Raw genomic sequence first — 13,068 nt, 5'->3', positions numbered from 1 at the left:
TAAGCTAAATTTAAGACAAAGCTTTTATAATAAAACTTCAAAAAGAAATAGTTAAAAATGAAATTACATAATGTGACTACATTCTTTCGGTATGAAGAGAAGAAATGTAATTATAAATAGAATTGAATAATATGGTGGAAGGTGAGAATATGCGCTTACTCGTAGTAGAAGATAATGCTTCTTTATTAGAGTCTATTGTTCAAATATTACGCGATGAATTTGAAGTAGATACAGCATTGAATGGAGAAGATGGATTATTTCTAGCGTTACAAAATATATATGATGCCATTTTGCTTGATGTGATGATGCCAGAAATGGATGGTTTTGAAGTGATTCAAAAAATACGTGATGAAAAGATTGAAACACCAGTCCTATTTTTGACAGCGAGAGACTCTCTAGAGGATCGAGTGAAAGGGTTAGATTTTGGTGGGGATGATTATATCGTTAAGCCGTTTCAGGCCCCAGAATTAAAGGCGAGAATTCGTGCTTTGTTACGACGAAGCGGTAGTTTAACAACAAAGCAGACCATTCGTTATAAAGGGATTGAATTGTTCGGAAAAGATAAAGATGTTCAAGTAGATGGACAAGGTATTAAGCTAACATTAAAACAATATGAGCTTCTAGAGTACCTTGTTCAAAATAGCGGAAAGATTTTAATGCGTGAACAAATTTTTGATCGTGTTTGGGGATTTGATTCAGATACGACAGTAGCAATTGTAGAAGTATATGTACATCATTTACGTAAAAAATTAGAGCCATTCGGTTATCAGAAAGATATTCAAACCGTTCGAGGTATTGGATACATATTAAAAGAACAATGAAAAAGGGAAGTATGTTTCAGAAGACGCGCATTCGATTGACTATATTGAATTCGTTAGTATTTATCATTTTGATAGGCGTATTAGGTAGTATCATTTATTCGTACACATATAAGCGGATTTATAATGAAATGGATCAATCTATAAAAATGATGGCTCAGTTTGGAAAAAAATTAGATGCTAAAATATTACCAAGAAAACGTATGGAGAACATTAAAATTGGAGATCCACGGGTAACTAAAATAACTTGGAATGGGAAAGTAGTAGAGATAGAGGGAGATAACCATAAATTTCGTTCTAGCTTTGAAGGGAATTTGGATCAGTTTTTTCCAAAGAAGTTAGGGGATTTGCAAGATCTTGAAGTGCAAGGACGATATTTTAGAACCTTTGCGTTTAAAGAAGATGGGAAAATAGTTCAAATTGTACGTGATACAACAGCTGAAGAAGAAATGTTAAATACTTTATTTTTAATTCTTGTTATAGGTTGTAGTGTAGGAAGCTTATTTGCAATAGGAATCGGCTTTTTCTTAGCTGGCAGGGCACTCGTACCCATTCAAAATTCATGGGAAAAACAGCAACAATTCGTGTCGGATGCATCGCATGAATTAAGGACACCACTTGCAGTTATTCAATCCAAAACAGACATATTATTTCAGTCACCATCTGCGACGATAGAAGAAAAAGCGATGGATATTTCTACGATTTCAAAGGAGTGTAGAAGGTTATCTAAGCTTGTAGCTAATTTATTATTGTTAGCACGTTCGGATTCTAATCAAATTGAGATGGATAAGAAAACATTTGAAATGGATACATTGTTAGAAGAAATAGTAGAGCCATATAAAGAGATTGCTTCCTATCAAGAAAAAGAGATGATATTGAAAGTAGAGCATGGCATGTCATTTATGGGTGATAGAGAGCGAATCCATCAAATGATGGTCATATTGTTAGATAATGCGATGAAGTATACGAATGAAGGTGGGCATATTCAAATCGATTGTACGCAAACGAACAGCTCGATTCGTATACGAGTGAAAGATGATGGGATAGGAGTAAAAGATGAGGACATCCCAAAACTATTTAATCGTTTTTATCAAGGAGATAAAGCGAGAAGTGTGTCAGAAGGCGCGGGATTAGGCCTTTCAATCGCGAACTGGATTGTAGAAAAGCATTATGGGAAAATATCAGTAGAGAGCCAATGGGGAGAGGGGACTTGCTTTGAAGTGATTCTTCCTAAAAACCAAAGAATATAAGTGAGAAGACGATCTTGTTTTTACAAGGTCGTCTTTTTTTAAGGGAAAGTTAAGAAACTATTTATAACATGTATGATATACAGAAAGTTCGCCGTATGAAGAAGCGATTATAAAAAGGTATTTGAGCAGATTATATCGATCATAACGTTATTTCGATTATGTATAGGGAATGATGTAAAAGAAAGTGTAAGAGGGAGGAATTAATTTTGAAAAAGAAAATGATGACGGTATTCACTATTGGAGTAATGAGTTTAAGTATATTAGGGGGTGCCTCTCCTTCTGAAACATCAAAAGGGAAGACAGATTACAAGCAACGCAGCAAAGAACAATTAAACAATGGGAAGATACATGCGGTACATACAGAAGAAAAGGCAGAGAATTTAGGGATTGAAACGGAAGGGAAAGAACAAATCACGCTAGAAAAAGAAATCCATGAAACAGAAGTAGGAAGGGAAGCAGAACAGTTAGGAATTTCGATTGAAGGAAAAGATGTTGGAACTCTTTCAGAAGAAATCTATGAAACAAAAATAAAGCAAGAAGCGTTAAAGCTAGGCATATCTATAGAGAATACAACGATTGTAAATTTAATTAATCAAATTAATACGATTAAAATTAACGATGAAGCGGATAAATTAGGCATTTCGACAAATGGAAAAGAAATAGAGGACATTGAGGAAGAAATCTATGGAACGAAAGTAAGAGAGGAAGCAGGGAAGTTAGGTATTTCCCAAAAAGGAAAAGAGATAGAAACGTTAGCACAAGAAGTGTATGAACAAAAAGTACAGGAAGAAGCAAAAAAATATCATATTGATTTGTATGGTAAAGATATATATCAAGTATTAAAAGAAATTAATGAGCAAAAAGTATTACAAATGGCAGATGAGCTTAATATGGATAAAACGAATATGAACGTTCAAGAATTAGCCGAAAAAATAAAAAAAGATCAGCCTGAAAAAGGAAAAGAACTAAATTTTGTACCGGTGATTCGCACGGATGCTGACGCGTTTTATTCTTATTTAACGAACTAAAAAGGGCGTGAGAGTGATACGGAGATGGAAGTGGTATTTATGTATGGCCTTACTCGGTATAGCAGTATGGAACGTATATACAAATGGAATGACAAAGTATATGGAGAAGTTAACATTTTTCAATATACAAAGCGGAAAAGAAGCGGAGTTTAGTAAGAATGATGAAAAGGTTATCATATCAAATGTACCTTTAATTCAGCAATTACCAGAGCTAGATAGAGGGTGCGAAGTAACGAGCTTAGCGATGATGTTACAATACGCAGGCATTACAGTGGATAAGATGAAATTAGCAAATGAAATAAAGAAAGTTGATTTTATGAACGATGGTGTACGTGGAAATCCGAATGAAGGATTTGTAGGGAATATTTATACCTTTTCTGAATCTGGATATGGTGTATATCATGAGCCACTTTTTCAATTAGCGAAAAAATATTTGCCTAATAAAGCTGTAGACTTAACAGGGAAGAGTATAGAAGAAACGTATAAGAGTGTAAAATCAGGACAACCGGTAGTTATGATTACAAATGCAACATTTGCGCCATTAGATAAAGATGAATTTACTACATGGGAGACAAATAGTGGAGATGTTTCTATTACGTATAATGAACATTGTGTAGTACTGATTGGATATGATGAAGAATTTGTATATATTCGAGATCCTCTCAGTGAAAGTTTAGATGTAAAAGTACCGAGAGATCGTTTTGAAGAGGCATGGATGCAAATGGGGAGTCAGGCGATTAGTTATGTGAAAAGCAATTAGTAAGGAAAGGGATGTAAGGAATTATAAGAGGAGTTTTTGTGGGTGTATTTTGTTAAGAAATAAGAGAACTTCAGCTTATTATATAAGCTGAAGTTCTCTTATTTTTTATGATTAAATCTTTAGAAGTAGTGAATATGTAAAAATGCATAATTGACGAAAAAATTACATGTTATCATTATATATTGTTTTATATATGTCGATTGTATAAAATTACACAAGTATTCACATTACATAAAGGAGGCTTATTATGCAAAAAATATTTAACTGGGTTAAATGTATGAGTATCAAGAAGAAATTAATCATTTCATTTTTTCTTATTTTAACTATACCAGGACTTATTATCGGTGGTGTTTCATATCAAACTGCCAAAACAAATTTTGAACAACAAATCACAGGTAAAACAAAGGAAAACATTTCGATTTTAAATACTGTTATTTCTCAAAATATAGAAGAGAAATTTGTTGATGCAGCATACTTTGCAGATATCTTAACAGAGGATACATATGCAAACGGGCAAGAAGAAATAGTAAGAACGAAGTTAGCACAATATATAAAACTTCATCCAGAAGTAGAAGGCATTTATATTGGAACGCAGACGGGAAAGTTTATAAGAGAACCATTTATCCAAATGGCTGATGGATATAATCCAACAGATAGATCTTGGTATAAAGAAGCGCATGAAAATAAAGGGAAAGTAATTGTTACTTCACCATATCAATCAGCATCTACTAAAAATATGGTAGTGACAATTGCTAAAGAAGTAAAAGATGGTAAAGGTGTTATAGGAATTAACTTAAATTTAGATAACATCTTAAAAATTTCCAAAATGATTAATATTGGTGAAAAAGGTTATGCAGTTATTTTAGATCAAAATAAGCAAATTGTTAGTCATCCATCTAGAAAACCAGGTGCAAAAGTTACTGATCCTTGGATTAAACCAATTTATGAAGATAAACAAGGAAATGTGTCTTATACAGAACAAGATGATAAAAAGAATTTAATCTTTGCAACAAATGAGAAAACAGGATGGAAAGTAGTTGGAGTTATGTTCGACGAAGAAATTATCCAAGCTGCGAATCCAGTATTTTATAAAACTTTTATTGTCATAGCTATAGCTATTGTATTTGGTAGTGTATTAATTTATTTCATTACAAAGTCTATTACAAGGCCATTAAGAAAAATAGCTGACTCGGCAAATAAAATTAGTAAGGGAGATTTGACAGAGAAAATTACAATCCATTCCAAGGATGACATAGGGAAATTAGGGGATTCCTTCAATGAAATGTCTGCCTCTTTACAAGATGTGATTACTCAAATTAGTTTTTCAGCAGAACATGTCGCTGCATCGGCTGAAGAGTTAACAGCGAGCGTACAGCAAGCAAATGATGCGACAGATCAAATTACAATTGCAATGGAACAAGTATCAGGTGGGGCTGAATCACAAAGTCAAGGTGTTGAAGAAGGTGCGGCTACATTACAACAAGTAAATACAGCAATTCAAGATGTAAATGGAAGCGCGGAATCAATCTCTATCTCCTCATTACATGCGAGAGAAAGAGCTGAAGAAGGGGAAGAATTGGTTGAACAAACAGCAAAACAAATGCAGTCTATTTCTAAATCGGTATCCGAGTCAGATGCTATTATTAAACTTCTTGATGAGAAATCAAAGCAGGTAGGAGCCATTTCTGAAGCAATTCAAAACATCGCTACTCAAACGAACTTATTAGCTTTAAATGCGGCTATTGAAGCAGCAAGAGCAGGCGAACAGGGCCGAGGGTTTGCTATTGTAGCAGATGAGGTTAGAAAATTAGCGGAGCAATCAGGAGAATCATCTGGAGAGATTGCAAATTTAATTGCAGAAATTAAGGCTGATATTGAACATACAGTTAAGGCGATGGATAATGTGAATGGGGAAGTTCAACAAGGCCTTGATGTTGTAACAAAAACGAAAGTAAGTTTTACGGAAATTTTAAGTTCTACTACACATATTGTTTCTCAAGTGAATCAAATGGTAGAAACAACGAAGAGAATTGCTGGAGATGCAAATGAAGTGACAAATGCTATTGATGAAATTGCAGCGGCTGCAGAAGAAAATACAGCTAGTATGCAAAGTGTTGCTGCTTCAACAGAAGAACAAATGAATTCAATGGAAGAAATTAGTTCAGCTTCGCAAAATTTAGCTGAGATGGCCGAAGAACTACAAGCGATGACTAGTAAATTTAAAGTATAATAACAGCAGATAAGTAAGGTGAAAATAATATCACCTTACTTATTTTTCTATTTAGTAATTAGGGGAGTCATTAACGGGATGAAAAAAAGAAAAAGACTATGGAATTTATGGAAAACGATTACATTGTTAGTTTGTACAGTTGTAATTTTTTCTTTACTTGTGACAGATATATTAATTAGTCATAATGTAGAACGGACGACGGAGGATAGCCAAGCAGAAAAAGCAAAAACAATTGCACACATTGTGGCGAATGATCCGATTGTAATCGATGGTTTGACTGGGAAAGCAGATACTTCTGCAATCCAAACGTATACAAATAGAATATTAAAAAACACAGGTGTTCAATTTATTGTAGTTATGGATATGAATGGAATAAGAAAATCACATCCAAATCCTCAAAAAATAGGTCATCATTTTATTGGGGGAGATGAAGGGCCTGCATTGAAAGGAAAGGAACATGTATCGCTGGCAGAAGGAACTTTAGGTATTTCAATGCGAGTGTTTGTACCTGTATTTTCTGAAACAGGTAAACAACTTGGAGCGGTGGCCGTTGGTATTTCAGCAGATAATGTAAAAGAGAGAGTTAAGGAAAGTAGACATATCATTTATATTGGAGTTGGAGTTGGAGTACTAGTCGGAATTATAGGAGCAATATTACTAGCTAGACATATAAAGAAAAGTTTATTTGGTCTTGAACCTCACAGGATAGCGAAAATTCTTGAAGAAAGAAATACGATGCTACAATCTGTAAAGGAAGGTATTATTGCTGTAGATAAAGAGGCCAATGTGACTTTAATAAATAATGAGGCAAAACGATTGTTTAAGAAAAGTGGTCTTGAAGAAGATTTTATTGGTAAAGATGTTGAGTTGTATATGCCTAATTCACGTATAAAAGAAGTATTACAAACGGGAGAGGTACAATTAAACGAAGAACAAAATATTTATGGAATTACGATTGTGACGAATCGTGTTCCTTTATATGTAAAAGGAGAAATAGTTGGTGCGATTGCAACATTTCGTGATAAAACAGAGATTAGAAAGTTAGCAGAAGAATTAACTGGTATTAGACTATATGCGGAAGCATTACGGGCACAATCGCATGAATTTATGAATAAAATGCATGTCGTATTAGGGCTTACACACATGAAGCAGTATGAAGAATTGCAGAAGTATATAAGCGGTATGGTATCAGAGCATCAATATGAAATTGGTGGGGTTATGGAAAGAATAAAAAGTCCAGTATTTGCTGGTTTTTTACTTGGGAAACTTAGCTATGCTAGAGAGAAAAATATAAAATTAATCATAAGTGAAGACTCTTACATGCCGGAAATAGATGATGAAAGTATTATTCATGAACTAATTACGATTGTCGGAAATTTAATTGATAATGCATTAGAGGCAGTGACAAATTGTGAAAAAAAGCAAGTTGAACTTGAGATACAATATGGTGATACATTAATCATTACAGTACAAGATACGGGGAAAGGTATACCAGAAGAAGAAATAGGGGCATTATTTACGAAAGGTTATTCCACAAAGGGAGATAACCGCGGTTATGGTTTGTATCTTGTAAAAGAAAGTATACAGCGAATAAATGGGAAAATTCATATGCATTCATTAGTAGGAAAGGGAACAACGATAACAATTGAAATACCTAGAGGTAGGGATGAGAGGCAAATATGATTAAAGTTTTAATTGTAGAAGATGACCCGATGGTAGCGATGTTAAATACGCATTATTTAGAGCAAGTAGGAGGATTTGAACTTGTTCAAGCAGTTAACTCCGTTAAAGAAGCGATAGAAGTATTAAAGAAATCACGAGTAGATTTAGTATTACTTGATATTTTTATGCCTGAAGAAACTGGATTTGAGCTTTTAATGTATATTCGGAACCAAGAAAAAGAAATCGATATTATGATGATTTCAGCTGTACATGATATGGGGAGTATTAAAAAAGCATTACAATATGGTGTAGTAGATTATTTAATTAAACCATTTACATTTGAACGATTTAAAAAGGCATTAACTATATATCGAGAAAAACTTACTTTCATGAAAGAACAACAAAAAATTAGTCAATCGGAATTAGATTCGTTAATTTTGCAAAAAGAAAAAAGAGAGCCTACTGTCACTAAAGAGCTTCCGAAAGGATTAACGAAGCAAACGATGCAATTAATTTGGCGGAAGATTGAGTCGCTAAATGGACGAGCGTTTACAACAGATGAAATGGCGCAATTAGTTGGAGTTTCAAGAGTTTCTATTCGAAAGTATGTAATGTTTTTGACTGAAATTGGAGTATTAGAAAACGAAATGGTGTATCAACATGTAGGAAGACCAGTGAGTAAATTAAGGTGTATTGATCAAAATAAAATAGAGTTTTACGTATAAGCGACTTATTATAAGTCGCTTATACTTTTTTTAATTACAAAATCAATTACAAAACTTACAAAAACTATTTTTACTATTGAAAGCGTTTTAATATTGTTATTAAGAAAACAAGGGGGTGCCATATGGGAATTCAAAAGAATGTGGAAGCGGTATCATTTTCTGAAGGAAATGAAGTACAAAGAGAATCTTTCGCTTCTAAAATTATGAATGTAAAAATCGGTGTTATACCTTTACCGTTATATGTAGTATTGGCTGCTATTATTTATGGAGCATCTGTATATAATAAATTGCCAGCAGATATGATTGGTGGATTTGCAGTTATTATGATCATGGGTATTTTCTTAGGCGACATTGGAATGAGAATTCCAATTTTAAAAAATATCGGCGGTCCGGCAATACTTTCATTATTTATTCCATCATTACTTGTATTTTTTAACTGGATGAATCCAGCTTCAATGGAAGCTGCGACTATGTTAATGAAAAAATCGAACTTTTTATATTTATATATTTCTTGTTTAGTAGTCGGAAGTATTTTAGGAATGAATCGTAAAGTATTAGTACAAGGTTTCGTTCGTATGTTTATACCTTTAGTAGTAGGGACGTTAGCTTCTGTAGCAGTAGGATTATTGGTCGGTTCACTATTTGGGTTTGAAATGAAGCAAACATTTTTCTTTATCATCGTACCAATTGTGAGTGGTGGTATTGGGGAAGGGATTTTACCATTGTCGCTCGCTTATAGTGATATTTTAAATGAATCATCAGCAACGTTTGTATCACAGCTTATTCCAGCGGCTATTATTGGAAATATGTTCGCAATCGTGAGTGCAGGGTATATGAAGCGTTTAGGTGAGAAGAAACCAGAGCTTAGTGGTAACGGTGTATTAGTGAAGACAGACAATCAAGCAGAGTTATTAAAAGAACAAAATACAGAGAAGCCAATTGACTTCTCATTAATGGGAGCAGGTTTATTAATTGCGTGTACGTTCTTCATCTTCGGAGGATTTGCTTCTAAGTTCATCGGTATTCCTGGGGCAATCATTATGATTTTCTCAGCAGCACTTGTGAAATACTTTAAATTAATGCCAGCAAAAATGGAGCAAGGAGCATTCCATCTATATAAATTTATTTCAAAGAATTTAACTTGGCCGTTAATGGTTGGATTAGGATTGCTATATATTCCGCTAAAAGACGTAGCAGCAGTTCTTTCAGTAGGATATGTTGTTGTGTGCGCATCAGTTGTTCTTACAATGGTAGCATCAGGTTTTCTTGTAGGGAAAGTGATGAAAATGTATCCAGTTGAATCAGCAATTGTAACGGGATGTCATAGTGGTTTAGGTGGAACTGGAGATGTTGCTATTTTATCAGCTTCAAATCGTATGGAATTAATGCCGTTTGCGCAAATTTCAACACGTTTAGGCGGGGCAGCAATGGTTGTAACAGCGACAATTTTATTAAAAATGTTTTCATAATCAAACAAGCTAGCTATATTCATATAGCTAGCTTGTCAAATTAAGGGGAGATTATAAGTATGTTAGAAAATCAAATTAATGAAAGATCATTGTTATTGCATAAAGAATTAGTAGGGAAAATTGAAATTACAAGTAAAGTAGAAGTAAATTCAGCGGATGATTTAAGCCTGACATATACACCAGGTGTAGCGGAGTCTTGCAAAGCAATTGCGGCGGATGAAGAAACAGTGTATGACTATACAGCACGCGGTAATATGGTGGCAGTTGTCTCAGATGGAACAGCGGTACTTGGTTTAGGAAATATTGGACCGAAAGCAGCTATGCCTGTTATGGAAGGGAAGAGTATTTTATTTAAGAAATTTGCGAATGTAGATGCTTTCCCGTTATGTTTAGGTACGACTGATGTGGATGAAATCGTTACCCTTGTGAAAAATTTAGAGCCTACGTTTGCAGGAATTAACTTAGAAGATATTGCGGCACCACGTTGTTTTGAAATTGAAAAGCGATTAAAAGCAGAAACAAATATTCCTGTATTCCATGATGATCAACATGGAACCGCTATTGTCGTCTTGGCAGCTGTTATTAATGCATTAAAAGTTGTTAGCAAACAAATGGATAATGTAAAAATTGTTATTAACGGTGCGGGTTCGGCAGGAATTGCAATTGGAAAATTATTATTAAAGGCTGGTGCAAAACACATTACGTTAGTTAGCTTAGAAGGTATTGTTTGTGAAGGTGAATCATGGATGAACGAAGCACAAATTGAAGTTTCTAAAAAGACAAATCGAGAATATGTGCGTGGAACGTTAAAAGAAGCGATTCATCAAGCTGATATTTTTATTGGCGTATCTGCTCCTAACGTATTAACGAAAGAACTTGTACAAACGATGAATGAGAAAGCAATCGTGTTTGCTATGGCGAATCCAATTCCAGAAATCTTCCCAGAGGATGCATTAGAGGCTGGGGCAGCTGTAGTAGGAACCGGGCGCTCGGATTATGCGAATCAAGTAAATAATGTATTGGCGTTCCCAGGGATATTCCGTGGTGCGTTAGATGTGCGCGCGACGGATATTACAGAAGAGATGAAATTAGCGGCAGCATATGGGATCGCTAACATCATTACGGACGAAGAACGTAATACGAATTATGTAATCCCGAATCCGTTAGATAAAAGAGTTGTTCCAAGTGTTGCGGAAGCAGTAGCGAAGGCAGCTATTAATTCAGGCGTGGCGCAAATTACGACAATACCAAGTTATTAATAGCAAAAAGCAGTGCCTAAAAGGCACTGCTTTTTTGAGATAAGAAATCAAAATAATGAAGAAGTGTAGAATTATTTATGTTTCTTCACTATTTATTTAATTCCATTGCAACTTGTTTACCATTTACTAAAACCTCAGTTACTGCTACGATCACTTCTATCACTTTTTTCATCTCTCATCTCTCCTCGTTGCATTTCTTACTTTAAGTATAAGAGAAGAGAGATACTTCAACTATCGAAGTACATGACGTAGAAATTACATTGTTGTAAGAAAGTGGTTTATTTTTGTCACTTTACTTAGCGGTGATTACAAATTGCTCATAATATTTTTCATTTATATATATGTTTAATACCCATAATCCAGATGAAGGTAGTGACATAGTGAGTGGGAGTTCGGTTGTAGTAGAATCAATTGTATTTGAAGTAGTCCAAGTTGGTTTAGAAGTTTCTTGTTGAAAGAGTACGGGTGTTGGGGTTACTGATCCTTGTTTTAGTGCAATAATAGATAGTTTTCCAGTTGGCATTTCAGGATCTAAAAAGTACCACATCATTTCATTTTTTTCATTTGCGATAATAGGTCTATCAGCCATTGCGACTTTTTCTTCGATGCCTTTTAAAGGTATTTTTTCTTGTATGAAGGAGGGGGTTTCTTCCCAATTTACATCTTTTAAAACGCTAAGATGAAAAAAGGAAGGTGCATTAACTTGAGTGGATGACGTTGCGATGGCTTCTTTTTTAGGCACTTCTGAATCAAGTTGTCCTTGTGTGCATCCAACGATGAGAAAGGAGAAAAGTAGCATAGTTCTGATTTTTTTCATGGTGTCACACTCCTAATTTTTCTTGTTAGTGTAATTGTATTTGCTAGAAAGCGGGACAATTCCTTTAAAACGTCAAAAGAGGTCGTAAGTTTTGTACGACCTCTTTTGACATTTTCTATATTTGCTCAGTTGTAAAGGTTGGTTCTCGTTCTTTTTGCGGCATGGTTAAGAAAATAACAGAAAGAACGATACATACGCCGCCTAGTAATTGATATGCTCCAAAGGATTCATTTAGCCAAGCGATTGAAACAACGGCAGCTACAAGTGGTTCAATGCTAGATAAAATGCTTGTTTCTGTTGCTGCTAAATATTTGAGACTACCGATATAAAGAAGGAAAGAAAGGGTGCCACTTATGATGATAAGAATAAGCATAGAAAAAGTTTTTGGTGTAAAAGTTTGTGAAAGCTGATTCCATCCAAACGAGCGATTACAAATAAGTAGGGCAATACCGCCGATTAACATCCCCCAGCCAATTACTACAGTTGTTCCGCATTCTTTAATAAGAGAAGCTGGATGGAGGGTATAAAATGCAAATCCAATTGCTGTTAATAGGCCGAAAATAATGGCTTCTTTCGATAAGACAATATTTTCAATTGAACCGTTTGTAATAATAAAATATGTTCCTGTTAGGGCAGTTATAATTGCGAGTAGTTGCAGAGAAGCTGGGAATTTTCGTTGTTCAAATGCGACATAAATGGTAATAAGAACAGGACCAAGAAACTGAAATAAAGTGGCTGTAACCGCATTACTAATATGAACTGTTTCGATAAAGGCGTATTGTGCACCGAGCATGCCGAGAATAGAGAAAATAATAAGTTGTATAGAATATTTAGGGTGTTTCCAAATTTGAAATATGTTTTGTTTTTTTATAGGTAAGAAAGATAAAATAAATATTCCCGCAAGCAACAAGCGTATCGTCAAAAAATCAATTGATGATACGTTAGTATGTTGAAATAGCCACTGCATCATCGGTCCAGATAATCCCCATAAGGTAGCTCCTGTAATAATCATAATGAGCCCAATCCGTCTATTGTTGTTCATGATCATGC

11 protein-coding genes are annotated in these 13,068 nt (G+C 34.5%); 9 read left to right on the top strand and 2 right to left on the bottom strand.

All coding sequences use genetic code 11. The features are described 5' to 3' along the window. Positions 1–149: 149 nt before the first annotated feature. From AABL52_RS24180 to AABL52_RS24140, 9 genes are all read left to right on the top strand, one after another. On the top strand, positions 150–821 hold the full coding sequence (locus tag AABL52_RS24180; RefSeq protein WP_063261630.1) for a response regulator transcription factor: 672 nt from the start codon (positions 150–152) through the stop codon (positions 819–821). Then, entirely contained in the window at positions 818–2,068 is a 1,251-nt protein-coding gene (locus AABL52_RS24175; protein WP_341518589.1) for a sensor histidine kinase, read from the top strand. The genes AABL52_RS24180 and AABL52_RS24175 overlap by 4 nt, the downstream gene beginning before the upstream one ends. A gap of 206 nt (positions 2,069–2,274) precedes the next feature. Next, a complete protein-coding gene (locus AABL52_RS24170; protein WP_000728593.1) occupies positions 2,275–3,096 on the top strand; it encodes a hypothetical protein in 822 nt (273 codons plus the stop codon). Positions 3,097–3,109: 13 nt separating this feature from the next. Beyond that, complete coding sequence (locus AABL52_RS24165) at positions 3,110–3,856, top strand: C39 family peptidase (RefSeq protein WP_341518588.1); 747 nt, start codon at positions 3,110–3,112, stop codon at positions 3,854–3,856. A 388-nt stretch (positions 3,857–4,244) separates the two neighbouring features. Continuing rightward, a complete protein-coding gene (locus AABL52_RS24160; RefSeq protein ID WP_423250484.1) occupies positions 4,245–6,086 on the top strand; it encodes a methyl-accepting chemotaxis protein in 1,842 nt (613 codons plus the stop codon). Positions 6,087–6,164: 78 nt separating this feature from the next. Next, the gene (locus AABL52_RS24155; RefSeq protein ID WP_341518586.1) at positions 6,165–7,769 is read left to right on the top strand and encodes a sensor histidine kinase; all 1,605 of its coding nucleotides are present in this window, start codon (positions 6,165–6,167) and stop codon (positions 7,767–7,769) included. After that, positions 7,766–8,473, top strand: coding sequence for a response regulator (locus AABL52_RS24150; RefSeq protein WP_098872498.1), 708 nt, complete (start codon positions 7,766–7,768; stop codon positions 8,471–8,473). Before AABL52_RS24155 ends, AABL52_RS24150 begins: the two co-directional genes overlap by 4 nt. A 122-nt stretch (positions 8,474–8,595) precedes the next feature. Further along, positions 8,596–9,942 carry a 2-hydroxycarboxylate transporter family protein gene (locus tag AABL52_RS24145; RefSeq protein WP_000512725.1) on the top strand — a complete coding sequence of 449 codons (1,347 nt, stop codon included), beginning with the start codon at positions 8,596–8,598 and terminating at the stop codon, positions 9,940–9,942. Positions 9,943–10,001: 59 nt separating this feature from the next. After that, entirely contained in the window at positions 10,002–11,201 is a 1,200-nt protein-coding gene (locus AABL52_RS24140) for an NAD(P)-dependent malic enzyme (RefSeq protein WP_341518585.1), read from the top strand. Positions 11,202–11,493: 292 nt separating this feature from the next. Here the strand turns inward: AABL52_RS24140 and AABL52_RS24135 are convergent, their stop codons facing one another. Together AABL52_RS24135 and AABL52_RS24130 are read right to left on the bottom strand one after the other, a co-directional pair. Further along, positions 11,494–12,018 carry a DUF4871 domain-containing protein gene (locus tag AABL52_RS24135; protein ID WP_341518584.1) on the bottom strand — a complete coding sequence of 175 codons (525 nt, stop codon included), beginning with the start codon at positions 12,016–12,018 and terminating at the stop codon, positions 11,494–11,496. Positions 12,019–12,133: 115 nt separating this feature from the next. Then, a complete protein-coding gene (locus AABL52_RS24130) occupies positions 12,134–13,060 on the bottom strand; it encodes a DMT family transporter (protein WP_341518583.1) in 927 nt (308 codons plus the stop codon). Positions 13,061–13,068: the final 8 nt, after the last annotated feature.

This window comes from Bacillus paramobilis (assembly GCF_038096195.1).
Classification (GTDB): Bacteria; Bacillota; Bacilli; order Bacillales; family Bacillaceae_G; genus Bacillus_A; species Bacillus_A mobilis.
This window is presented reverse-complemented; position numbering and strand designations above follow the sequence as displayed.